Source organism: Micromonospora sp. NPDC023644 (assembly GCF_040640115.1).
In the GTDB taxonomy this organism is placed as follows: domain Bacteria; phylum Actinomycetota; class Actinomycetes; order Mycobacteriales; family Micromonosporaceae; genus Micromonospora.
On record NZ_JBFABA010000002.1, the window covers coordinates 204471 to 228396 of the forward strand.

General features: G+C 70.3%; 14 protein-coding genes, 1 tRNA gene and 1 pseudogene. 5 read left to right on the forward strand and 11 right to left on the reverse strand.

Going from position 1 to position 23926, the window contains the following annotated elements:
- Window positions 1–234: 234 nt before the first annotated feature.
- From AB0G08_RS02360 to AB0G08_RS02380, 5 genes are all read right to left on the reverse strand, one after another.
- Complete coding sequence (locus AB0G08_RS02360) at window positions 235–2508, reverse strand: hypothetical protein (RefSeq protein WP_358081949.1); 2274 nt, start codon at window positions 2506–2508, stop codon at window positions 235–237.
- Window position 2509: 1 nt separating this feature from the next.
- Window positions 2510–2582: transfer RNA gene (locus AB0G08_RS02365), tRNA-Ala, on the reverse strand.
- A gap of 323 nt (window positions 2583–2905) precedes the next feature.
- Window positions 2906–3565 (reverse strand): response regulator transcription factor, encoded by a 660-nt coding sequence (locus AB0G08_RS02370; protein WP_358081952.1) that lies wholly within the window; start codon window positions 3563–3565, stop codon window positions 2906–2908.
- Window positions 3562–4719: a histidine kinase gene (locus AB0G08_RS02375; RefSeq protein WP_358081955.1), complete on the reverse strand. Its 1158-nt coding sequence runs from the start codon at window positions 4717–4719 to the stop codon at window positions 3562–3564. Before AB0G08_RS02375 ends, AB0G08_RS02370 begins: the two co-directional genes overlap by 4 nt.
- Window positions 4716–5552 (reverse strand): CPBP family intramembrane glutamic endopeptidase, encoded by an 837-nt coding sequence (locus AB0G08_RS02380; RefSeq protein ID WP_358081958.1) that lies wholly within the window; start codon window positions 5550–5552, stop codon window positions 4716–4718. Before AB0G08_RS02380 ends, AB0G08_RS02375 begins: the two co-directional genes overlap by 4 nt.
- A gap of 965 nt (window positions 5553–6517) precedes the next feature.
- Between AB0G08_RS02380 and AB0G08_RS02385 the strand changes: the two genes are divergently transcribed.
- Window positions 6518–8086 (forward strand): alkaline phosphatase PhoX, encoded by a 1569-nt coding sequence (locus tag AB0G08_RS02385; protein ID WP_358081961.1) that lies wholly within the window; start codon window positions 6518–6520, stop codon window positions 8084–8086.
- A 94-nt stretch (window positions 8087–8180) separates the two neighbouring features.
- Window positions 8181–9920 carry a peptidoglycan-binding protein gene (locus AB0G08_RS02390; protein ID WP_358081964.1) on the forward strand — a complete coding sequence of 580 codons (1740 nt, stop codon included), beginning with the start codon at window positions 8181–8183 and terminating at the stop codon, window positions 9918–9920.
- Window positions 9921–9934: 14 nt separating this feature from the next.
- Here AB0G08_RS02390 and AB0G08_RS02395 read toward each other — a convergent pair whose 3' ends face one another.
- Window positions 9935–12559: a tetratricopeptide repeat protein gene (locus tag AB0G08_RS02395; protein WP_358081967.1), complete on the reverse strand. Its 2625-nt coding sequence runs from the start codon at window positions 12557–12559 to the stop codon at window positions 9935–9937.
- 289 nt (window positions 12560–12848) lie between these two features.
- Between AB0G08_RS02395 and AB0G08_RS02400 the strand changes: the two genes are divergently transcribed.
- Window positions 12849–13301, forward strand: coding sequence for a hypothetical protein (locus AB0G08_RS02400; protein ID WP_358081970.1), 453 nt, complete (start codon window positions 12849–12851; stop codon window positions 13299–13301).
- A 231-nt stretch (window positions 13302–13532) separates the two neighbouring features.
- Here AB0G08_RS02400 and AB0G08_RS02405 read toward each other — a convergent pair whose 3' ends face one another.
- From AB0G08_RS02405 to AB0G08_RS02415, 3 genes are read right to left on the reverse strand one after another with little or no spacing between them, the layout of a single operon-like run.
- Window positions 13533–13817, reverse strand: a complete 285-nt coding sequence (locus tag AB0G08_RS02405; protein WP_358081972.1) for a hypothetical protein — start codon at window positions 13815–13817, stop codon at window positions 13533–13535.
- Complete coding sequence (locus AB0G08_RS02410; protein WP_358081974.1) at window positions 13814–14104, reverse strand: hypothetical protein; 291 nt, start codon at window positions 14102–14104, stop codon at window positions 13814–13816. Before AB0G08_RS02410 ends, AB0G08_RS02405 begins: the two co-directional genes overlap by 4 nt.
- A gap of 40 nt (window positions 14105–14144) precedes the next feature.
- Window positions 14145–14654 carry a DinB family protein gene (locus tag AB0G08_RS02415; protein WP_358081977.1) on the reverse strand — a complete coding sequence of 170 codons (510 nt, stop codon included), beginning with the start codon at window positions 14652–14654 and terminating at the stop codon, window positions 14145–14147.
- 232 nt (window positions 14655–14886) lie between these two features.
- On the opposite strand from AB0G08_RS02415, the gene AB0G08_RS02420 reads away from it, so the two are divergent.
- Window positions 14887–15348 (forward strand): hypothetical protein, encoded by a 462-nt coding sequence (locus tag AB0G08_RS02420; RefSeq protein ID WP_358081980.1) that lies wholly within the window; start codon window positions 14887–14889, stop codon window positions 15346–15348.
- Between the two features lie 86 nt (window positions 15349–15434).
- A pseudogene (locus tag AB0G08_RS02425) lies at window positions 15435–16264 on the forward strand (IS5 family transposase).
- Window positions 16265–16279: 15 nt separating this feature from the next.
- Here AB0G08_RS02425 and AB0G08_RS02430 read toward each other — a convergent pair.
- Window positions 16280–16771: a hypothetical protein gene (locus AB0G08_RS02430; RefSeq protein ID WP_358081983.1), complete on the reverse strand. Its 492-nt coding sequence runs from the start codon at window positions 16769–16771 to the stop codon at window positions 16280–16282.
- A gap of 791 nt (window positions 16772–17562) precedes the next feature.
- Window positions 17563–23925 (reverse strand): carboxypeptidase regulatory-like domain-containing protein, encoded by a 6363-nt coding sequence (locus AB0G08_RS02435; RefSeq protein WP_358081985.1) that lies wholly within the window; start codon window positions 23923–23925, stop codon window positions 17563–17565.
- Window position 23926 lies beyond the last annotated feature (1 nt).

The window sequence follows — 23926 nt, forward strand, 5'->3', positions numbered from 1 at the left end:
CGCTCTGGCGGTCTCCACCGATCGGATAGGTGGCATGACCGACCTGTAGCCGTTCAGCCGCAGGTAGTCGAGATGGTGGTAAGCAACGTGCTGGCGGGCGCCAAGGATCGAATCTGCACGGTGAGCGCGGACACCGCTGGTACCACCCTGGATCTCCTCAACATCCATCGTGAGTGGCGTCTTGCCGTGTCCGTGCTGCGGGCACCTGACCTTCGCTGAAGGACCGGGCTCCCCTCAGTCCCGCGGTCCCGGGTCGAGCATCCAGTGCTCCGTCGTGGTCCAGCCGAGCAGCCGTCGGCCGGTGCCCGCCCTGCCGTCCGCGTCGAACTTTCCACCGCTGATCACGTGCGCGAGTCCGGTCACGGCCGGCGCTAGCCGGGTCCGCACGTGGTCTGGCTGGGTGGCCAACCGCTTCTCGGCGTAGGCCGCGAAGGCCTCCTGCCCCTCCCAGGAGGATAGCGACAGGAAGAACAGCATTTGCCGCCACGCGTGCGCGTTGTTCTTGACGGTGCCCAGCGGCCGAGGGTTGTGGTGGATACGCGCCGTCAGCCGCAGCACCGTATCCATGCACCGCTTCGCTAGGTACGTCGAGGGCAGGTCGATGCCGAGCTCGGCGATCGTGGCCAGGTTGTGCGTGGTCAGAATCTGCGCCTGTTCGATGATGACCCCGTTGGCCGCGACGTTGAACCACGACCGCTTACCGGAGGCGCCGACCCGGTCGCGGCACAGGTGATCGAAGGCGTCCGAGGTCCGCGTACGCCGGATCAGCCGCCTGCTGGTGTCGTCGATCGCGGCGATGGCCGGGTAGTCGATGTCGTAGTACCGCGCGTACAGGCTGTCCGCGAGCCGCCGGCCAGCGAGTTTGGCCGCCTGGAGGAACTTCGCCGAGAACGTGCCCATGAAGATGTCGGCCGCGAGCTCCTCGACCCACGGCAGTTGCAGGCTCGCCTGCTTCGACAGCGTCGACAGTTCCCCGACGAGCGGGTTGGGCAAGAGCGTGGCCGGGAACCCGCAGACCGCGGCGGAGGCCAGCCGGACCAGGGTGCGACGCGCCTGGTTGCGGGTGTCGCTGGTGTCGGTCCGGGCGGACGCGACTGCCTGGACCCAGGGCAGCTCGGCCACGCGCACCTGGTGCTCCAGGTTCAGCAGCAACAGGGAGCGGCGATTCCGGAAGGCACGGTACGTGGCGTCCGTCAGAATGCGCAGGGCCGGGTCCGGGTACGCCGAAGCCGCAGTCGCCGCCGCCAACCGCGGGGTGAGCCGTGCCAGCTCCTCCGCCGAGGCGATGACGCCGCGGTCGATCAACTGCTCCAGGGTTCCGGCGGCGGCGCGGGTGACGACGCGGGCGACGGGGCGTGGTGTCGGCCAGCCCGCCACCACACCCGCCGGGTGGGCCTCGTCAGCGTCGACTGGGCGTAGCACGTGGTCGACGTCGCCGATCCCGATGTCCTGAGGTAGGCCGGCCAGCCGGGCGGCGACCAACTGCGCCAGCTGATGGTGGCGGGGCCGCGCCGCCTCGCGGGCCTGCTGCTCGCGTAGCGCGGTGTGCTCGGGGCTGCCTGGCTGGCCGCGCTTGCGCAGCATCGCATCCACCGCGCTTTGGACCAGGCCACGCTCCCGTGGCGTCAGCTCTGCTCCGGCCACGCGTCGCTCCAGCGCAGTTCGCAGTACGCCGATGCTGCCCTTCGGGTTGCGATGCTTGCTGCATAGGGTGTGCTCGGCGGTGAGCTGCTGGTAGCGGGCCAGCAGCTGCACGGCTCGCGGCAGCCAGCCGTCCAGCGTCACCGCGCCGATCCGGCCGCCGTCACGGGTCTCGCACCACAACGTCAACAACTCGTCGGCGAACGGATTCCACACCGTCAGCGCCTCGCGCATCGTCTCGATCTGCGCGTTCGGCTGCCGCTGCTCCAGGATCCGGCGCACGTCGCCCGCCGTCTGCCGATACACGACGTCCGGGTCGCCGGCGCGCTGATCGCTCGGAGCCGGGGTGAACCGCAGCCGTTCGGCGAACGGTGCGATCTCATCCAGAACGCCCAAGGCGGCGTCGCGCTCGCCAGCTCGCAGCAACCACGCCACCACCGGCAGCGCCGTCTCTTCCGCGTACTTCACCCGGTAGCGGCCGCTGTCGAGCAGCTCGCCCAGCTCTTCCAATCCCGCGTCGGTCAACCAGGACCAAAACAACGCCCGGCGGTCGGCGGGCAGGCCCAGCCGCTGCGCCCGGTCGGTCTCGTCCGGGCGCAGCGGACCGCCCGCCGCCGGCTCCCCGGTCGCGAACCCGCCGTGGACCACCTCCGGCGTCACCCATGCCGGCAGACCTCTCACCGGGGTACGCGAACCAATGTCCAGCCCTCCCCCGGCCATCCCGTCCACGACCTGCTGCCAGCGGCGTACCCGCAGCTCCGCCCGCTGACGGGTGGCCTCGTCCTCATGCGTCCCGGCGGTCGTCAGGGCACACGCCAGCTGGCCCAGGGGGAAACCCACGCCGACACGGATGTCGTTGTCGCTCACGCCAGCGTGGCGGGCCCCGCCCCCGCGCCCTCCGGGATGCAAGCCCGGTGCTCTCCTCACTGAGCTACACGCTGATGCCGCGACACACTACGCAAGTCACCGCCGCATACGCACCCGAGATCCGAAGCAGCGATCACCGACTGTCGCAATCCAACTCTCGCCAATGCGGAGGCGGAGGCGGAGGCGGAGGCTGTGGCAGCCCACGCTTCTCGGCGACCGGACGGGCTAACCCCCCGGCCCCGTCCTGCCTCTGGTCCGCGTGGAACCGCCAAAACGTGGTGACGCTACCCAGCGTTGTCCAGCATCCTGGTCGCCGTGCTCGTCGTGCAACGGGCCCCGCCACGCCCGGCGTCGTGGTGGTCGTGTGCACGAACACCGCGAGGAGTAGCGGGCCGCCTCAGGTCACCAGGCCCCGGCGGTACGCGTACACCACGGCCTGCACCCGGTCGCGCAGGTCGAGCTTGGTGAGGATGCGGGACACGTACGTCTTGACCGTTTCCTGGCTGATCACCAGGGCTGCGGCGATCTCGCTGTTGGACAGGCCCTCCGCGATGAGCCGGAGCACCTCCAGCTCGCGCGGGGTCAGCGCGCCGCCGTTCGGGTCGCCCTCGGCCGGGCGGATGCGGGCCGCGTACCTGCCCACCAGCTGCCGGGTCACCTCCGGGGCCAGCAGCGCGGCTCCCGTCGCCACCGTGCGGATGCCGTGGAGCAGCTGCGCCGGTGGGGCGTCCTTGAGCAGGAAGCCGCTGGCGCCTGCACGCAGTGCCTCGTAGACGTACTCGTCGAGGTTGAACGTCGTCACCACGAGGACCTTCACCGGCTCGGGGACCCCGGCGCCGGCCAGCAGGCGGGTCGCCTCGATGCCGTCGAGCACCGGCATCCGGATGTCCATCACCACCACGTCCGGCCGGAGCCGAACGGCCAGGTCGACCGCCGCGCGCCCGTCGCCGCACTCGCCGACGATCTCCATGTCGGGCTGGGCGTCGATGATCGTCGCGAATCCGGCGCGGATCAGCTCCTGGTCGTCGCAGACAAGCACCCGGACCGGCGCGGTCACGACGGGTTTCCGGCCGGGATCCGGGCCCGCACGAGGAAGCCGCCGCCGGCTTGCGCGCTCGCGCTGAAGTCGCCACCGAGGGCGGTGACCCGCTCGCGGAGCCCGGCGAGGCCGCGCCCGCTGCCGCCCGGGGACGCGCTGCCGGATCCGGAGCTGTCGGTGCTGATCTCCACGGTCGTCTCCCCTTCCCCGTGGTGAACGCGAACTTCGGTCCGGCTGCCGTGCGCGTGCTTCAACGCGTTCGTCAGCGCCTCCTGCACCACCCGGTACGCCACCACCTCGGCGCTGCCGGTGGCCGCCACCGACGTGCCCTCCCGGACGAACTCGACCGGCTGCCCGGCCTGCCGGGAATGGTCGACGAGGGCGTCCAGGTCGCCGACGGAGGGCGTACGCGGATCGCCTGTGCTGTGATCCGGGTTGAGCAGGTCGAGCAGCTGCCGCAGGTCGCCGACGGCCCGGCGGCCGGTGCCGGTGATCGCGGTCAAGGCCTGGTCCAGCTTGTCCGGGGCGCCCGTCAGGTAGCGCGCCGCCTCGGCCTGCACGACCATCGCCGTCACGTGGTGGGTGACGACGTCGTGCAGCTCCCGGGCGATGCGCGTGCGCTCCGCAGTACGGGTGGCCTCCTCGACATGGCGGCGGCGTTCCGCCTCGGCGGCCCGGTTCTGGCGCAGCCACGCCCCGATGCCCCAGGCGAGCGCCAGCAACAGGTAGAAGGTGGTGAACCCGGCGACGCCCTCACCCGATCCGAGCCGGTCGAGGGAGATCGCCAGGGGCACGTACGCTGCCGAGGCGAGACCCGCGACGACCCAGCGGCGCCGCTCCAGGTGGGCGCCGGCGCTGATGAGCGCGATGGCCAGTCCCGTACCCGCGATGGTGTGGTAGCCGCGGAGCTGGTCGATCGCGAAGCCGAGCGACACCAGCGCGAGGCAGACTGCCGGCCACCGACGGCGTACGGCCAGCGGCAGGCACTCCAGGGCGACGACACCGACGGTCAGCGCGTCGTACGGGCGGTCCGGCAGGTCGCCGAGCTGCGTGCCCTGCCGCTCCAGAGCCGGGACCACCGTCGCGAGGGCGAGGGCCAGGGCGAACGGGAGATCCCGGACCGTGATCGGCCACTGCCGCCACAGATCCGGGAGCCTCCGGAGCTTGATCACTGGGCGACTGTAGCGGTTGCCGGGGCCTGCGCCGTGCGGTGGCGGCGCGCGACGATGTGCCCGCGGCGCTTGGCCAGCCAGAGGAACACCACGGTCAGCACCACGCCGGTCAGCACCGCGTACAGGCTGCCCTCCGGCCCGAAAGCGCCGCCGCTGAGCGCGACCGGCCCCGACGTCGAGGCCTCGAGCAGCCCCTTCGACTCGCCGTTACCCGACACGGCGACGCTGAAGATGCCGCCGGCGGCGAAATTCCAGCCGAAGTGCAGGCCGATCGGGACCCACAGGTTCCGGGTGGCGGCGTAACAGGCGGCCAGCATGAACCCGGCCTCGATGGCGATGGCGGTCGCCCCCCACAGGCTGGCATCCGGGTTCACCAGATGCATCGCGCCGAACACCACGCCGGTCAGGGCGAGTGCGATCCAGGTGCCCGTACGCTCCTCGATGATGCGGAACAGCACCCCCCGGAACAGCAGCTCCTCGGTGACCGCGACGGCCGCCATGAGCCCGAGCAGACCCAGCGCTCGCGTCGGCGAACCCCAGCCCTCGACGTGGTAACCGCCGAGGAGGGCGATGTTGGCGATGACGGCCGCGAACATGGCGAAGCCGATGAGCGTCCCGCGGCCCAGCTTCCCGCCCCAGCCGTCCTGGCCGAGCTCGGTCGGCTCACGGCGCTCGGTGCGCCGCACGACCCACCGGTAGACGACCACGCCCAGCACCGCCGTCACAGCGCCGATCACCAAGGCGAGGAAAAAATTGCCCTCGACGGCGGCGACGCTCTGCCCGCCGATGAGGGCGACGGCGGCGACGGCGAGAAGCTGTTTGACGAAGCGCATGATGACTCCTTCGCAGACCGCGACCGGAGCGCCGCGGACACAAAGAAACCTATGGAGTTCCGCCGCCACAATCGTCCCCGTGCGGTGGACACTTACGGGTAGCTCGCATGGGGGACAAGACCCCCTCCGGAGTCCGGCCATCCGGTCGGACATGGCGGGATCCGCCGCTCGCCGCACCCCGTCCGGTCGTGGGACCTAGGTGACGTGGAGCGTGCTCATCTGAGCGGCACCGTCAGAGCCAGCCGTTGTCCCGGGCGGTGCGGAACACGTCCGCCCGGTTGGCCAGCGAGCACGATATCCACGAGCTCGCGGCAACGGCCGCTGTGGCGGTGCATAGCAGCTGCTGGCACGGCATTTGCGGAAGGCGCGGAGTGCGGGCCCGGGTGCGTAAGAGATCAGCGACGCGGCCGCCGACCATTGAAGGGCAGCCGAATGCAGCTCCGTGTCGCGGCGCCCTCGGCATGATCCCGATGGCCGCGACCGCGGCGACGAGGCCGGCGACCAGGACGAGGGCGGTCGGCTTGCGCATGGTTTTCCTTCCCTCGGGGCTTCCGGCCCCGGGCGTGCCGGCCGAGAAGGGTCAGCGGCGGGCGACCGCCGGGACGGTGCCGCGCCCAGCCGTCGGAGCGGCGCGGCGAACTGGGGCTCCAGCGCATCCGTCCGGCCCTCGGTCTGCGTCACAGGTCGATGGTGCGAACGTTCGTGGACGCCCGCAACCGGGACGGTCCTCGGCGCTCCCGGCTCGTCCGCGGCGGGTCCGCGGACGCCACCTACCACGGTGTGTCGAGACGGCCCGCGGGCCCACGGAGCGACCTCGAACGAGCTCGATCGATCCCGAACAACCAGCCGGGCCAAATCCTCGGGTGCCGTTGCTGTAATTGATTCTCACGGCAGCCGGAAAGGCGATCGGGTCGTCCGGTCTATCGGACGTGACCGGCCGAATCCCGTACCGAGGAGACACCCACATGCCGGACAGCCAGGAGATCCGCCCACCATTGTCGAGCGCCGTGTCCCGTCGGAGCACCCTCATCGGTCTGGCGTCGGCGGCGGCCTGGCTGATCGTTCCGACCACCGCCACCGCAGCCCCGTCACGGCTGCCCGGCCGTCCCCTGCTGGGGTTCCGGCCGGTGCCGATCAGTGACGCCAACTCGGCGGCCGTGCCGGCCGGCTACCGGATCCGCGTAGCCGGAAGGACCGAGGTGGGTGCCAATCCGGCGACTGTCCAGCTACCGGAGATCGTGACGCCCGATCGCACCCCGGTCACCTTCTCCGGTCCGGCTCGGGCCACGGATCCGGAGCTTCGGTCCGGACCGAGGGTGACGGCGCTGTTGGACGCCGCCTCGATCCGGCCTACTCCCTGGGGCACGTATCTGGCTTGCGAGAGGGACTTCGGCGCCTACTTCGGTGTCCGCGACACCCGGTGGCGGCCCACCGAGACCGATCTGCGCTACGGGCTGGGCCAGGCCCTCCGGCCACGTCCGGCGAACGAGCTCGATCCTCGGTTCGACCTCGCCGCTCACCCCACCGAGCCGTACCGGTACGGCTGGGTGGTCGAGCTGTCCGTCGACCCGGACGGCACCGCGCTGCGGCCGGTGAAGAGGACGGCGTTGGGCCGCTTCGACCACGTCGGCGTCACCGTCACCGTGGCCGACGGGCGGGTCGTGGTCTACAGCGGCGACCAGGAGGACGGCGGCTACCTCTACAAGTACGTTGGGGCTCACGACTGGCAGCACGAACGCGGCAGGGGACGTAGCCCGCTGGACCACGGTGTCCTGCATGTCGCATCGTTCGCCGACGACGGAGCAGGACGCTGGCTGCCCCTGACGCACGGGCAGGGCCCGCTCACCGTCGAGAACGGCTGGCGTGACCAGGCCGATGTCCTTCTGCGTGCCCGCATGGCCGCCGACGCGCTCGGTGCCACCGCCCTGGACCACCCGCGACACGTCGCGGTCGATCCCACCGACGGCACCGCGTACGCCGCGATGGCCGGCGGCGGCGGTGACGTCCGCTGTCGCCCCGACGCCGATGCCGGCCGGCCGGGACGGGCGCTCCCCCGCCACCCGAACCCGTACGGGCTCATTCTGCGGTGGCACGAGGACGGGAACGGCGCGAGCGCCACAAGCTTCCGCTGGAGCCTCCTGGTGTCGGGCGGTGATCCGGCTCGGGACCGAAGTGTGCAGCTCGACGCGACCAACATGTTCGGTCGCCCGAGCGGGCTCTCGGTCGATCCCGACGGTCGGCTCTGGATTCAGGCGGGCGGCGCCACCGGCGACCAGGGCCGATCGGCATCGGTCCACCGCGGTTTCGGCAACGATGCGATCCTCGCCGCCGACCCCGCCTCCGGGGAGATCCGGCGCTTCTTCACCGCCCCACGGAACCGAGAGATCACCCGTGCCGTCGTCGCCGCCGACCAGCGGAGCATGTTCGTCACCGTGCGGGCACCCAGGGGCACACCAGCCACCAGGAAGAGCCGGTCGAGCCAGGTCACGTTCGTGGTCACCCGCCGCGACGGCGGCGTGATCGGAGCGTCCTGACCGGATCGGTCAGATCACCCAGACGACCGGAGAGGCAGTAATGGTCTACATCGTTCCCCGCTCGACGTGGCGGGCCGTGCCCCCGAAGCGGCCAGTGACGGATCCGTGGACGCCCTGGCTGGGCGGCGTCGTCATCCACCACCACGGACCGGGCAGCGGCTTTCCCAAGGCAGCCCACCAGGAGTGCTACCAACAGGTCTGGGACATCCAGGACCAGGCCATGAACAAGTGGATCTGGGAGAAGCTGCTCGGGAAGGACGAGTTCGACGACATCCCCTACAACTACCTCGTCTGCCAGCACGGCTGGGTCTTCGAGGGACGGGGCGCCAAGGTCCGCTCTGCCGCCAACGACATCGAGACGCCCGGGGCGAACAAGAACTACTTCGCGATCATGGGCATGATCGAATCGGGGGACCAGCCGAGCCAGGCGATGCTCACCTCGATCCGGGAACTGATCGGACACCTGCGTCAGCATGAGCAGGCAGGCGCCGAGATCAAGGGCCACCGCGAGGTGGCCACCACGGAGTGCCCGGCCAATCTCTACCCCTACGTCCGCAACGGGTCCCTGGAACCGCCGTCCGCCCCGCCGCCCGGCGGCGGCGTAGGCGGGGGCGTGAACATCTACACCCGCAGCCAGTGGGGCGCCCGCCCACCCCTGGCCGTCGAGCGGGTGCCGCTGACCGCCCGCACCGGCTTCACCGTCCACTACTCGGCCGGCCCTCCGAGCCAGACCCCGAGACAGATCCAGAACTACCACATGGACTCGAACGGCTGGGACGACATCGGATACAACTTCCTCGTCGACCGGGACGGCCGCATCTACGAGGGACGTGGCTGGCAGACGCAGGGAGCGCACGCCACCGGATACAACACCAGCCATCTGGGCGTCTGCTTCATCGGGCGCGACGGGGAGGCCACCGCCCGTACGGCGTCGGCCGTCCGGGCGCTCTACCACTACGCGAACCGGCTCTGCGGTCGTACGCTCGACAAGACCTGGCACGGTGGGCTGCCGGGACAGTCCACCCAGTGCCCCGGGTCGGCGCTGCGGGACTGGGTGCAGGGCGGCATGCAGGGCGACGACCTACCGATCACCGACGGCACCGACGGGGCGTCCGGCGGCATGACGTCCGTGCGTACCGTCGCGGCGCAGCAGCGGGCGGTGAACGGGCTCGGCTACAAGCCGCAACTCACCGTGGACGGGTTCTGGGGGCCGCTGACCGAGGCCGGCGTGCGCTGGTTGCAGGCCAGGATCGGGGTCGACGCGGATGGCCTCTGGGGGCCGCGGACCGAGACCGAGTACAAGCGGCACACCGGCGAGGCGGGCGCCGGTGGCGGCATGACCTCCGTCCGGTCGGTCGGCTCCCAACAAGGCGCGGTCAACCGGCTCGGCCATACCCCTCGGCTGAGCGTCGATGGCGTCTGGGGGCCGCAGACGGAAGCCGGGGTGCGCTGGCTGCAGACGAAGGTCGGCGTCGGCGCCGACGGACTCTGGGGGCCGCAGACCGAAGCCGCCTACAACGGCCATGCCGACGAGGGGGCACGGATCGCCGTCGACGGCGTGTTCGGGCCGGTCACCATCGCGGCCGTCCAGCGCGCCATCGGCACGGCTCCCGACGGGGCGTGGGGTCCGGCCTCCATCCGGGCGCTGCAACGGCACCTCAACACCTGGTCCGACAGCGCCATCACCGTGGACGGGGCCATGGGCGCGGCCACCGTCAGTGCCCTGCAGAGGCATCTGAACCGGATGGTCGGAGCCGGCCTGACGACCGACGGGATCTGGGGACCAGCCACCATCCGGGCCATGCAGCATGCTCTCAACCTGGGCAAGTTCTGACGGGCCGCGACGATTCAGGCACCCGGGCCGCCCGTGGCGTCGACCAGGGCCGCCCGCGTAGCCGTGGCCTCCTCCTGGAACCGGGCGGCGGCCGCGTGGTCGCCGGCCATCCGGTGCGCCCTTGCGAGGGTGTCCAGGCCCGTCGCCAACCAGGTCCGCGAGCCGATCTGTCGCCACAGGCCGACGGCCACCTCGGCACGCCGAAGCGCCAGCGCCGTACGGCCGCTCGCGAGCTGCGCATCCGCGAGTGCGCAGAGTGTCGCCGCCTCGCCCCACACGTTGCCGAACTCCCGGTAGGTCCAGAGGCTGCGGGCCAGTAGCCGACGGCCCTCCCCGTGGGCGCCCTGGCGCACCAGGACGTCGCCAAGCCAGCAGGTGGCGTGCGCCGCACTCAGCCGGTCGCCGAGATGTTCGCTGAGCCCGGCCGCCTGCCGGAAGTGGTCGGCGGCGGCCGGGTAGTCGCCCAGGGCGCGGCGGCTCTGGCCCAGGCACCGAAGGGCCTGGGCCTCACCGGGTCGGTAGCCCGCCGACCGGCTCAACCGCAGGCAGTGCTCGAACCGCACCAGGGCCGCCTCGATCCGCCCCTGCTCCAGGTCGATGACTCCGACACCGTTCGTCGCGTAGATCAGGCAGTTGACGTTGCCAGCCACGCGGGCCAGCTCGGCGGCGCGTTCGAAATGGTGCACCGCCGAGGGATACCGGCCGAGCAGGCGGTGCACGTATGCCAGCCCGGCCGTGGCACTGGCACGGTCGACGGCGTCCTCACCGTCGGCGAGCAGCAGCGCCTGCTCGAAGTGACCGAGGGCCTCCGGATACCGGTCAAGGATGGTGGTGAGTTCACCCAGGCAGCGGTGGAGCTTGGCCGCGGCGTGCCGGTACCCGGCGTGCAGTGCGGACTTGAGTGCCCGGACCTGTACCCGCTCCCAATCGTCGAAGTGGCTGCGTACCTGGAATAACGTCGTCATCGCGGTCGCCAGGCCCGCGGCCGACTCGACCTCGGTCCCGTCCAGCATCTGCTCGACGATCGCGGTGAGGAACCGGCGCTCGTCGTCGAACCACGCCAGCGGGTCCACGAGCAGCTGGTCGGCGCTGGTCGGTGGAAGTCGCCAGGACACCAGTTCGGTCTGCGGGCTGCGCTGAAAATCGGCACGGAGGGTGTCCGCAGCGAGTTCGGCGAGGTGCAGACTCGCGCTGAGCAGCCGGGCGAGCGCCTCCGTCCGGCCCTGGTGCGGGACCTCTCGCTCGGCCCGCTCCCGGCCGAGCGACCGCACCAGATCGTGCAGTCGGTAGCGTATTCCGCCGGGCCCGACTGATCCGACCTCCACGAGGTGGACCTCGACCAGGTCGTCGAGCACGGCCTCCGCGTGGGACAGGCTGGTGTCCAGCATCGCGGCCAGGGCCCAGGCGGCGAAGTCAGGCCCCGGTGACAGGCTCAGCATCCGCAGGGCGTGCTGTGCCGCCGGGGTCATCGCCTGATAGGTGAGCTCCAGGCTCGCGCGTACGGCGACGTCGCCGACCGCCAGCTCGTCGAGCTTGCGCTGTTCGTCGGCGAGCGCGCGGGCGACCTTGGCCAGGGGCCAGTGTGGTCGGGCGGCCAGGCGCGCCCCGGCCACCCACAAAGCGAGGGGGAGACCACCGCAGGCCTCGACGATGAACCGGGCGGAGTCGATCTCCGCCGCGACCCGGTCCCGACCGAGCATCCCGCCCAGCAGGGTGAGCCCGGCGGCGGGGTCCAGGACCTCCAGCGGCAGCCGGCGGCCGCCCAGGTCGGCCAGGGTGGTCCGGCTGGTGACGATGGCGGCGCACCGCCTGCCACTCGGTATCAGGTCGCTGATCTGCCGGGTCGTCGCGACGTTGTCCAGCACGACCAGGACCTCCCGCTGCGCCAGCAGCGTGCGGTACAGGTGGATCCGGCCGGTCGGGTCCGTGGGTACGGCCCCACCTCGGACTCCGAGAGCGCGGAGGAAGGCACCCAGGACCGTCATGGGCTGGGCGGGCTCGTCGTCGAAGCCCCGCAGGTCCGCGTAGAGCTGGCCGTCGGAGAAGCGAGCGGCGAGCAGGTGCCCGCTGCGTACCGCGAGGGCCGTCTTGCCGCCGCCGGCGGGCCCGGTCAGCAGCACCGTCGCCGGCCCCGCGGCATCCTGGCCGAGTAGCCGGACGGCCTCCGCCAGTTCCCTGTCCCGGCCGACGAACAGTGGCAGGTCCGGCGGCAGCAGGCAGGGGGTCGGCGGTCGACCGGCCGGCACGTCCGAGCCGGGAGCGGTGCGGGTCGCGCGACGCTGCCTCGTGACCGCGGCCGACGGCTCGGACGCCGGTTCGGCAACCGGTGCGCCCCGGTCGGCTGGCGGCTCCGGCTGCTCGGACAGCGCCAGCGCCCGGCGCGCCTCTACCCACCGTTCCACGGCCGCGGCGTCCCCGCCGCAGGCCCGCACCAACGAGGCCACCAGCTCCTGGCTCGGCAAGGAGGTCCGGTTGAGGGCGGTGGCCATGGTGCTCGCCGGCAGCTGGTCGCCGGCTCTCCGCGCTCGCCGCTCCAGAGCCCGGTAGGAGAGCCCGGACCAGATCTTGACGGCACGTAGCCGGGCGACGAACTCCGCTGCCGTCCGCATCGCGTCGGGTGGAGGCGGTGGTGTCGTCACAGCGGTCACCATATCGCCGCTCGTCGTGGTCAGCCGTACCCGCGACGGCGGTGGGCGACCACGGATCCGCACACCGCGCGGAGTCCCTGTGCGGACGTGCTCGACCAGCCGGTCGTCACGTACGAATTCGTACGTGTTCGGTTGGCTCGCGGTCACCACCGCTCCGTCGCACCGTGTTCTGATTATTTGCATCGGCGCTACCGGGCCCCCGCAATTGCGGGGGCACCTTCTCAGGGTGCCGACCGATCGCGGAAAGGACTTATCGATGAGCCGAAAAATGCGACGCGGAATGTTCACACTGCTCGCCACGCTGGCCGCCGTCATCTGCACTGCGAGCCCCGCCGCCGCCGCAGACGGGAAGCAGCTCGCGACGGACGCGTCCGGCCCCAGTGACAGCCCCGCCTGGCACTGCACCTACGGCAGCGCCAACGCCCGTGCCTGTTTCGCCCCGCACGGAGAATGGTTCAGGATCTCGGACGAATGGGAGGACGGCTATCCCGTCGTCATCGAATGGCGGTTCTTCGACGACGAGGTGAGCCCGATCGGGGCGATCGTACGCCAGGGGACGATCTGGAATACCGCCGGAAGCGCCGCCGGTTGGCGCTACGTGAACAAGAGTTTCCCGGAGAACCAGCCGGGCGTCACGCTCAAGACCGTGGTGTTCCGGGCCTGCTCGGGGAACTACCCGAGCAACGCGATCTTCGGCAACACCTGCTCCGAGTGGGTCAGCATCGGCGCCTGACCGGTTCTCGCGGGTGATCCGGGTCCGGGTGCTGGCGACGCCGCCGGCGGCGGGCAGGCCCATGGCCGCCGGGGTGGTGGCGGCCGGGTCCATAGCCACCGGGGGGTGGCGGCGACCCGCTACCGGCGGTCCGTGCGCCGCCCTGGCGGGGGCTGGCGGTGGCCGGGCCGGACCGAGTCGACCGCCGCCGTCGGCGGAGCCGGGAGGGGCCTCGGGCCCCTCCCGTGCCCGTCAGAAGTGGTATGCGGTGTGGTATCCGGGCACGAGCATTCGGCTGCGCGGGGAGACCCGGCGCACCGACGCGACGAACGCGTCGAGCCGCTCGCGGTCGGCCGGCGCGACGGGCACGGGGTTGCGCAGCTCGGTCTCGACACGACCGGCACGTACTCGGCAAACGTTGGTGCGGGTGGACGGTCCGACGCCGCCTCGACAAGATCGGCAGACGAGATCCCCATCCGCGACGACAAACAACCGCGCGGCATCCAGCTCTGCCCGGCCCATGGTGGTGTCGCTCATGCCTGACCACCGCCCAGCAGATCGGCATGAACCGCGACCACCATCGTGTCCAAGGCGGCAGGAGGGTGCACCACAAGCAGGCCTTCAGCGGGGTTCGCGGCCAGGAGCACCCGGTCGTCGGTGGCCGGCACGAGCACCAGAAAGTGCGCCGACGGCGGTGAGAATCCGGGCACGTCGGTGGCGGTGTCGATGGTGAAAATGTCGTCGAAGGCGGTCCGCGTCGGCTCGGCCATTCCGATCGCGGCGGTGACGGTGACCGCGACGAGGACGGCGGCGTTGAGGATCACAGCAGGCCCAGACCACGGACGCGGCGAACCGGGCGGCACTCTAGCTGGCTGCCTCCGATCCCGCCGCGCGGCGGATGTCGAGCAGGTGGTGTTCGCCCTCGTGGAGGGTGTGTCGGCCGAGCCACAGCAGTGTGCGGGCCTGCGGTCGCGGCCACGGGTAGACCCCGGTGCGGGCGAGTTCCACGGGGCCGAGCACGCCGATCCGGGCGGCCAGGTCGTCGGCGGCCGCGCCCAGCGCCGCCAGCACGGTCGCGGGATCCTGCTCGTTGTACGCCTCCGCCACGGCGCGCTCGTCGCGCCCCATCGGGGCGAACTCCGGTTCCTCGACGCGCAGCGCCAGCGCGAGGCGTTCGGCCTGCACGCTGAGTACGTCGCGGACGTGGCAGGCGTACTCCAGCGGCGACCACACCCCCTCGGCCGGCCGTCGGCGCACCTGCTGCACCTCGGCGAGGACGGCTGCGTACCGCCCGCCCAGGGTGCGCAGGAGCGACGGCAGCTCGTCGATGGAGACGCCGGCATAGTCGAAGCCGCACTCGTCGCACCGGTCCACAGGCCGAGGCTAGCGGCGTTGCCGCCCGCCGTCATGCCCACGGGCACCGCGCGGCGCTCGGGGATGGGTCGGCCTGAGAAGGTGGCGGCCGGCACCGCCGACAAGCGCGGTCGAAGGAACGGACCGAGGTGGCCTGGTCAAAGTCGCGGGCTTCCGGCCCAGGGCCTTGACCGCACCCGAGCGCGGTGCATGATCAAACGCGGAAGCCGAAGACGTGCACGAGGAGCCACCCATGGGATGCGACATCCACGCCTACGTCGAAACCCGCACCAACGGCACCTGGGCCTACGCCGGAGACAACACCTTCCCTGACAACGAGTTCCCCAAGGAAAAGCAGTGCCCGTTTGACGGCGCCCGCGACTACGGCCTGTTCGGGTTCCTCGCCGACGTCCGGAACTACTCCGAGTCGCCGGTCATCGCCGAGCCGCGTGGCCTGCCCGCCGACGTGTCCGCCGAGGTTCGCGCCAAAAGCGACGACTGGGACGTTGACGGGCACAGCCACACGTGGCTGACCCTCGCTGAACTGCTGGCGTTCGACTACGACCAGACGTTCGCCGATCAGCGTGGTGAGGGTGAGCCGCAGGTGAAGACGGTTCGTGGGTTCCTCCACGACTGGTACTTCGGTCGGCTCGACCTGCTGGCGAAGCTGGGTGCCCCGGAGGACGTGCGCATCGTGTTCTGGTTCGACAACTAGGGCGTGTCCTGCCGATCTTGTAGTGGTTGGTCGTTGACGATGTGCTGGTGGTGCGTCGTGGTGAACTGACCGATGAGGCGTAGGCGGTGATCGCGCCGTTGCTACCCGAGCCTGGTGGTTCGCGGGGGCGGTGGCGGGATCACCGTCAGGTCATCAACGGGATCTTGTGGAAGCTGCGCACGGGTGCGCCGTGGCGTGACCTGCCGGAGCGCTTCGGGCCGTGAAAGACCTGCCACGAGCGGCTGCGTCGGTGGACCGCTGATGGCACGTGGGATCGGATCCTCGCCGCAGCGCAGGTGCATGACGACGGCACACCGGTGCAGTGGACGATCAGCATCGACTCGTCGATCGTGCGGGCGCACCAGCATGCCGCTGGCGCCCGCAAAGAAGGGGCTCCCCGACAAGTGCGGCGACGCCTGGTGCGCAAGATGGCGAGGCCATCGGCCGATCCCGCGGCGGACTGAGCACGAAGATCCACCTCGCCGTCGACGGACGCGGCCGTCCGCTGTCGATCCTGCTCACCCCGGGCCAAGCCGGCGACAACCCCCAACTCCTCGCGCTGCTGGACGCGATCCGGGTCAACGAGCCCGGACCCGGACGACCCCGCAAGCGGCCTGAGGCGCTGATCGCAGACAAGGGCTACGCCCACGACTCCACCCGCCGAGCCCTACGGCACCGCGGAATCCGGCACGTCATCCCCGAACGATCCGACCAGGTCGCCCGCCGTGCCGCCAAGGGCAGCGCCGGCGGGCGACCCCCAGCGTTCGACAAGGTCATCTACCGCAAACGCAACGTGGTGGAACGCTGCTTCAACCGCCTCAAACAGTGGCGCGACCTGGCCACCCGCTACGCCAAACGCGCATCCTCCTACCGAACCAGCCTCGTCCTCATCGCCGCCATCATCTGGCTCCCATGATCGACAAGACAGGCCCTACGAGAACTTGACCGAGCCCGCTCGGTTGCTCCAGCCGTCGCCAATGGTGCCGAGGTTTGGTGCCTGATCGATCCAGGTCGAGGAGGCGCCCCCGAAGTTCACTAGGCCGAAGAACTTGACGTCGCACTGGTTGTAGGTATGCACCGAGCTGACCCGGTTATTCCAGCCGATGCTGCTGAGATCGTCCCACTGCCATTCGCTGTCGTAGGTGCCGGTGCACTGGCGGGACTGGGTCCATGTGAATGTGCCCGCAGCAGTGTTGTAGCCGGTGTTGTCGTAGAAGATGGCGATCGTCAGGGCCGCTGCTCCGACATCGCTGAGTTGCCGGGCCTGCTGTTGGTCGCTGGCACAGGTGATTCGGCCGGTGTCCAGGTTGCCGATGCAATGCCGAGTGGAGGTTTGGTTGGGGGCAGAAGCCGCAGCAGGGTTCGAAATGCCCACGACAGCGATGCTCAATAGCAGGGCGAAGGTACCGATCAACTTCCTCATGCACGCCTCCCAGGCGAACAACGTTGGGGCTAGGGGCGGAACGAGACACGGTCGAGGACGACTCTCCACAACGGAGATCGACCCAGTAGCTACGTTCCGTCGATCACACTGCCACACTGAGTCACCAGGGGGTACCCTGGGTGAGCAGTTAATTGGATTAGGTCGATGAGGTCGATCGGTGGCCTGGCGTTGCTTGATGCGGATGTAGCCGGCGCTGGCGTCGTCGTCGCCGAGATGCACCATCGTGCCGGCACGTGGCGACGGCAGAACCGGCAGCGGCAACGGCGGGCGACGAGAAACTCCCCCCACGCGGCTCGCTCCGCCCCGGCTGTCGATCAGGCAGCAACACGGGCGGAATGACCGGAGCCACAGAACGCTCAGCCACGACAACCGCCCCCGCTCGAGACAGGCTCGATCGAGGGTGTTGCTGAGATCAGATTTGCGTGATCAAGCGTGCTTGACCACCAGTACGCGAAACACAGCATGGATGCTGCAATTGGGGCGACGAAGCGCACCCAACTGGACCGGTTGACCCGGGCCCTGGCCGGTCTCGAGCCGGCCCTGGTGAAAACCGACTTCGGCCAGGTGGCGGGCGAGTGCAGGCCCCGGTGGCGTGCCTGGCGTCCGAGGTCGCCGACCGGTACCTGAGCCTGAAGGCCGCCGGCCGGCTGTGACCGGCGGAGCCTTACCGTACCCGCCGGCACTGTGGACGAACTGCCGGTGGACCCGGGCAGGTGGATCGTCGGGTACCGGCAGACCAGCCGGTACCCGACGATCCGTCGGCGCTACGGTCAGGGCGTCGGTACGTTGAACCGCAGCCCGAAGCTCGGTCGCAGGACCGGCTGCCGGTAGGTGTACTGGATCGCGGAGCTACCGTCGCCGTTCTCGATACCGATGGTGGCGCCGCCACCACGCTCCAGGAACGTCCCGTCGTTGTCGGTGTAGGCGAAGCTGTAGCCACCGGCCTCGTCGATGATCACCTGGAAGGTGACCCGGGTGAGCGGGTCCTCGTACGAGTGCACGTTGCGCCACTCGATGACGAACTGGCGGTTGGGTGCGGCGCCCCGGACCGAGGTCCGCACGCTGGCGCCTGCGTCCACCACCCAGTCGTGCCAGAACGGGTAGAGCGCGGCGTTCGGTTCCTCCGGGCTCTCCACCGACGGGATCGGCCAGGCGTCCGGCGACGGCTCACCCGGGTCGGCGAAGGTCACCAGACCGTTGATGTCCACCCAGCCGGTGGTGTACGTCTGGCCGTACAGGGTGACCGGGAAGGGCAGGCTGACCTGGGTGTACGCGTCGTCCCCGGTGATCGGCAGGACCGTGGTGTCCGCCGGGGTGTACGCCACGGGCTGCTCGGTCACCGTGTAGCCGGCCCCAGCCATGGTGGTTGCCAGGGCGAAGTCGACAACCTGTTGGGTGTTGGTGCCGACCACGACCTGGTGGACCGAGGAGCCTTTGCAGGCGCCAGCGGATACCGTGCTGATCACGGCGTACGATCCGGCCGGCACGTTGTTGACCTGGTAGGTGCCGTTTGCCGCGGTGATGGCCGACAGGCCGGCCACCGTGACGCTGGCCCCGGAGACCGGCGTGCCCTGGCAGGTGACGACGCCGGTGACCGAACCCAATCCCGGCGGGTTGGGCTTGAACGTCACGCCCTGCCCACTGGCCAGCCACGCCTCCCTGTGCAGGTACTGGAAGCCGAGCGACCCGCTGGCGTTCTCGATGCCGACGGTCGCCTCGGCGCCCTGCTCGACCGGCTTGGCCGGGTCGATCCCGCTGTAGGCGAGGGTGATGTCCCCGCCCTCACTGAAGATCACCTCGAAGGTGGCCCGGGTGTTGGTGTCCCCATAGAGGTGGACGTTGCGCCATTCCACCACCCACTGCCGGTTCGGCGCGCTGCCGCTGATCTTCGTGGCGATCTTCGCCTGCGAGTCGACCACCCAGTCGTCCCAGTGCACGTAGACGGCGGCGTTCGGGGAGCCCTCGGCGGCCGGCGACGGGAGGGTGCCCGGCACCGAACCGATCCACCCGAAGTACGCCGGGTCCTTGAAGCTGATCAGACCGTTGGCGCTGATCCAGGCCGACGTGTACGACTCGCCGTAGAGCTTGACCGGGAACGGCGGGTTCTTGGGCCACACCGTCTCATCACCGCTCCACCCCTCGACCACGTCACCAGGGACGAAGGTCTGGGCGCCGGTGGTGCACTTGTAACCGAACTCGTCCCCGTCGACCATCACCGACAGGTCCACCCCGGAGACCCCGCCCGGGTGGTTGACGGTCTCCTTGGCGTACCGCCCGGCACAACGGTTGTCGCCGGTGGACGCGGCGAGCGTGTACTCGCCGACCGCGACGCCGGTGAACTGGTAGCTGCCGTCGGCGCCGGTGGTGGTGCTGCGGTTACCCGGGTTGAGGGTCACTGTCGCACCGGAGACCGGTTGTCCGGTCACCGCCGTGGTGAGCGTGCCGCTGACCGAGCCGACCGGGGCCGGGGTGTAGGTGATCGAACTGTTGCCGGTGAGCGCCGCCTCCTGGAAGGAGTAGAGCGCGGCGACCGTGCCCGAGCCGTTCTCCAACCCGATGGTCGCGGCCGCTCCCTGCTCGGTGGGGGTGGTCATGGTGCCGTAGTGGAAGGCGATCCGGCCGTCCTCGTGGAAGATGACCTCGAAGGTCAGCCGCCCGGCGTTCGGCGGTCGGAAGTTGACGTTGCGCCACTCGACCACGAACGACCGGTTGGGGGCGGTGCCGATGGACTGGGTACGCACGCTCGCCGAGGCGTCCACCTCGAGGTCGTCCCAGAACGGGGCGACCAGCGCGTTCGGTGCCGTAGCCGTCGGCATCGTCGGGTTCGCCCAGGTGTCCGGCTCACCGGACGCGCTGCCGAAGCTGATCAGGCCATTGGTGTGCACCCGGCCCTGGCTGTACGACCGCCCGTGGAAGGTGACCGGGAACGGCATGGTGACCATGGTGACCGCGTCGTCGCCGGTCAGTGCGAGCACCGTGGAGGCCGCAACGTAGCCCGAGGCACCGGTGGTGCAGGCGTACCCGAGACCACCGTGGTCCGGGCCGAGCTGGAGGTTACGGACGGTGTCCGCGGCCAGCTCGACCTGGCTGCGTGCGGCGGTGCCACACCGGCCGGCCATCTTCACCGATACGGTGTAGCTGTCGGCGACCAGACCGGTGAAGCTCCACGCCCCACCCGCGCCGGTCGTGGCGGTCAGCCCACTCGGGTCGAGGGCGACGGTGGCTCCGACCACCGGGTTGCCGGCCGCGTCGACCAGGGTGCCGGAAAGGTTGTGCTTCTCCAGCGGGTCGACCGCCGCAGGGCGGGCGAAGGTGATCGTCCTGCCGGTGGTCAGCACCGGCTCGTCGGCCGAGTAGGGCAGTCCGTCCTCACCGGCGGGGGCCTCGATGCCGACCAGCGCGTTGGCGCCGCGCTCGGCATCGTTGTCGAGCTGGTCGTAGCTGGTGGTCACGGTGCCGTCCGGGGCCAGGACGACCGCGAAACTCAGCCGCTGTGCGGTATTGCCCTTACGGTGCACGTTGCGCCACTCGACGGTGAACCGCTGGTCGTCGCCGGCGCCGGTGGTCGCGGTCCGCACGCTGGCCGAGGCGTCGACGACCAGGTCGTCCCAGAAGGGTGCCAGCAGCGCGTTCGGGTCCGCCGGGGCCGGGAGTTGTCCACCACCGGTGTACGGGTGGGAGCCACCCGGGTCGGTGAAGGACAGCAGTCCGTTGGTGTCCACCCAGGCGTTGCGGTACGCCGATCCGTAGAACGGGAAGGCGAACGGCAGGTTCACGCTGGTCACCGCGTTGTCACCGGTCAACGCCAGGGCGTTGCCGGCCGTGCTCAACGTGGCCGTCTGCTCCGAGCAGGTGTGGCCCAGGTCGTCGGTGTGCGGGAAGAGGTACAGCTCCAGGTAGTTGCCCTGGCCGTCGATCTCGACCGACCCACTGCCGGCCAGGCCGCACCGGCCGCCGACGGTGGCGTTGATGGTGTAGATGCCGGGCGCGAAGCCGGTGAAGGAGTAACCGCCATCGACGGCGGTGACCGTCTGCAGCCCGCCCGGTTCCATCCTGACGATGGCGCCGGCAACCGGGAGGAAGGTGGTGAAATCAAGTACCTGTCCGTTGAGGAACGCGGTGGGCTTCACCGTGAACAGTCCCCGGGACATGCCACCGACACGGCCCCCGTCGTCGACCGCGACCACATGGATCGGCCGCTCACCGTTGGTGGTGCCGACGTTGAGGGTCACTGTGGCGGTCCCGCCTGCGGCGGCGGCGATCACTTCGGTGTCCAGCGCGGTGCCGCCGACGCTGTACCGGAACTTGGTGATGTTGGTGTCGCCACCGGCGTTGAAGGTGACCTGGAGCTGCCCACCGGCCGTCGCCTCGGTGCCGTTCGGGAACGACACCGCCGGCTGCAGGGGCACAGCCAACTCGGCCAGCTTGGTCGCGGTCTCCTTGAAGTTGTAGATGTGCACGTCGTCGACCGCGCCGTTGAAGAAGCCGTCGTCGACGCCGTTCCACTTACGCTTGCCGATGGTGATCGGGCCGGTGGCGTTGAACCCGCCGACCTGGTTGGCGGTCGCGGTCTGGGCCACGCCGTTGACGTACAGGGTGAGTTGCTTGGTGCCACCGTCGTACGTCGCCGCGAGGTGGGTCCACTTCCCGGCGGTGGGGGCCGCGTTGGACAACACCGAGTAGACCCCGGGGTTGTCGACATCGGTGCCGTTCATGGAGAACCGCCAGCGGTTGTCCGGACCGGAGTAGCCCAGCGAATAGCTGGACACCCGCGAGCCGTTGCCAGCCACCACGGTCCGCTGGCCGGTCACCGAGGTGGTGGAGGTGACCTTCACCCGCGCCGTCACGGTGAAGCTGGCGTCGGTACGCACCGGTGTGGCGACCCCGGTGTCCGGGTGCGGGGTGGTGATCTGGCCTGCGGTGGCCGCGTAGGCGGTCGAGCCGTTGAGGGACAGGGCGCTGCCCGCGCCACCCCGGCCCGTCGTCCGCCCGGCACTGCCGGCAAGCGTGGCGGTGTTGTTGTGGGTGGTGACGTCGGTGGCGTTGCCGCTGGCCTCGTCGAAGTTCCACTGCGCGGCCGGCCCCGAGCCGGCGCGGACGCTGAACGTGTGGGTGACCGGGGTCGAGTACCGGCCGGCGTGGTCCCGGGCCCAGACGTAGAGGGTGTTGACCCCGTCGTGCAACGGCACGATCGGCAGCGAGGCACCGTAGTCGGTGGTCCGCGCCGGTATCGTCCTGGCTGCGGTCAACACTCCCGAATCCAGGCTGTAGGCGTACTCCTTCACCTCGTACGCCCGGACAGAGGGCGCCACGATCGTGAACACGCCCGACACACCGACCCCGCCGTGCGGCGTACCGTTGTCCGGGTAGTCGGTGGAGGCGACGTCACTCGGCGGTGACGGTGATGTCGCGTCGACGGTGAACTCGCAGGTGCCCGACCAGCCGCCGTAGTGCGTGCCGTCCCAGGTACGCGCCTGCCACACGTAGCTCGAGCCGTCGACCAGCTTGCCCGACGGAATCGCCTTCGACACCGCCGACGGATTACCCGATGCCTGGGAGATCTTGTTGGTCTCGTTGCGGGTCCCGCCCACCGGCCACCAGTAGAACCAGGTGGTCAGCGACTGCTGCGCGGTGTCCGGGTCGGAATGCTTCGCGGCCAGCACCGGCGTGGTGGACAGCACGTACGGCCGGGCACTGCCGGTGGCACACACCTTGCCGTCGGATTTGCGGTCCGACGGCGCGTTCGGGTTGGTGTTGTAGGTGATCGCCAGCTTGGGCGAGGAGTGGTTGAACCGCTTCCACTGGCCCTTGGTGCCCTCGTCGATCGCCCTGAGCCCGACGGTCAGGGTGGACCAGTTGCTCGCCGCTGCCTTCGTCACCATCGTCTTGACGTTGAACTCGATGGTGCCGGTACCGAGACAGCCGTGCGCCGCCCCGTACTTGCGGTTGCCCGGGGTCTGTGCCGTGTAGCCGCTGTACCAGGTGGGCTGGTTGTTCCAGGTCGTCGACGACGAGATCGACCCGGTCATCCACAGCTTCGCGTTGGTCTTCGGATTGCACGTCCAGGCGTGCCGCTGCTCGACGCGGAACTCCGCGGCGAGGATGTGCTTGCCCCGCACCGCGCTGGTGTTCATCCGGAACATCGAGCGGATGATGTGGTCACTGCACCCGGAACAGTCCTCGGTGCGACCGGCACCGGCGGACCCGTACGTCGAGCCGTTGTTCAGTGCCGACGAGTTCTTCCAGAACGAGCTCGACTTGTGCTTGCTCCACACCGACGTCCACGCGTTGTCGACGATGCCGCCGGTCCAGGACGGATCGATGTAGATCGGCAGCTTCGTACCCGGGTCTGCCAGCATGGCCTGGTCCGGCACGATGGTCAGCGCACCGTCACCCACCTTGACCGGCATCACCGACCGCCGGGAGCCCTCCGGCGGACCGGCCTGGCCCGGCGCACCGGCAGATCGGTTCGGCTCGGCTTCCCCGGCGGTCGGCTTGGGCTTCGGGCTGAGCTGCCGCTCTTTCCCGTTCCTGGCCTCCGCCGGGCCGCCCGTTGCCGACTCGGGGTCGGAGGAGTCCCACATCAACGGGGCTGGCGAAGTGAAGATGGTCTTCCCCGCACTGTCCCGCGCGGCCAGGCCTCCGCCGGAGACGGCGGCCACGGCGACTCCCCTAGTGGCCAGACCGAACCGCAGGGACGCGAGCTTCGGATTCGCCGCCGCCTGCCGGGTGCGTACCACCAGCACCTCGGAGAAGCCCATCGGCTGCGCGGTGACCCGCAGGTCCACCTCGGGCAGCACGTCCCGGTAGATCGCGGTGGCGCCCTCCAGCACCGGCGCCGGCAGTTTGCCGGGCCAGGTCATCGACAACTCCCGGTCGCCGTCGCGCAGGCGTGCGAACGGGCCGTCCCCGCCGGTGGAGAAGACCATCGGCAGGACCGTCGCCCGCGGCGCGATCCCGTCCGGGGACGCCTTGAGTGTGGTGTCCACGGGAGACCACGAGTTGCCATTACGCACCCGCACCGGCTCGATGCTCTGCTCCAGAGTGCGCGATCCGTCGACGTTGAGGAACGTCTGCGCGTACTCGGTGCGCTCCGACAGGATCTCCACCGGCCGCCCGCAGGCGGCCAGCATG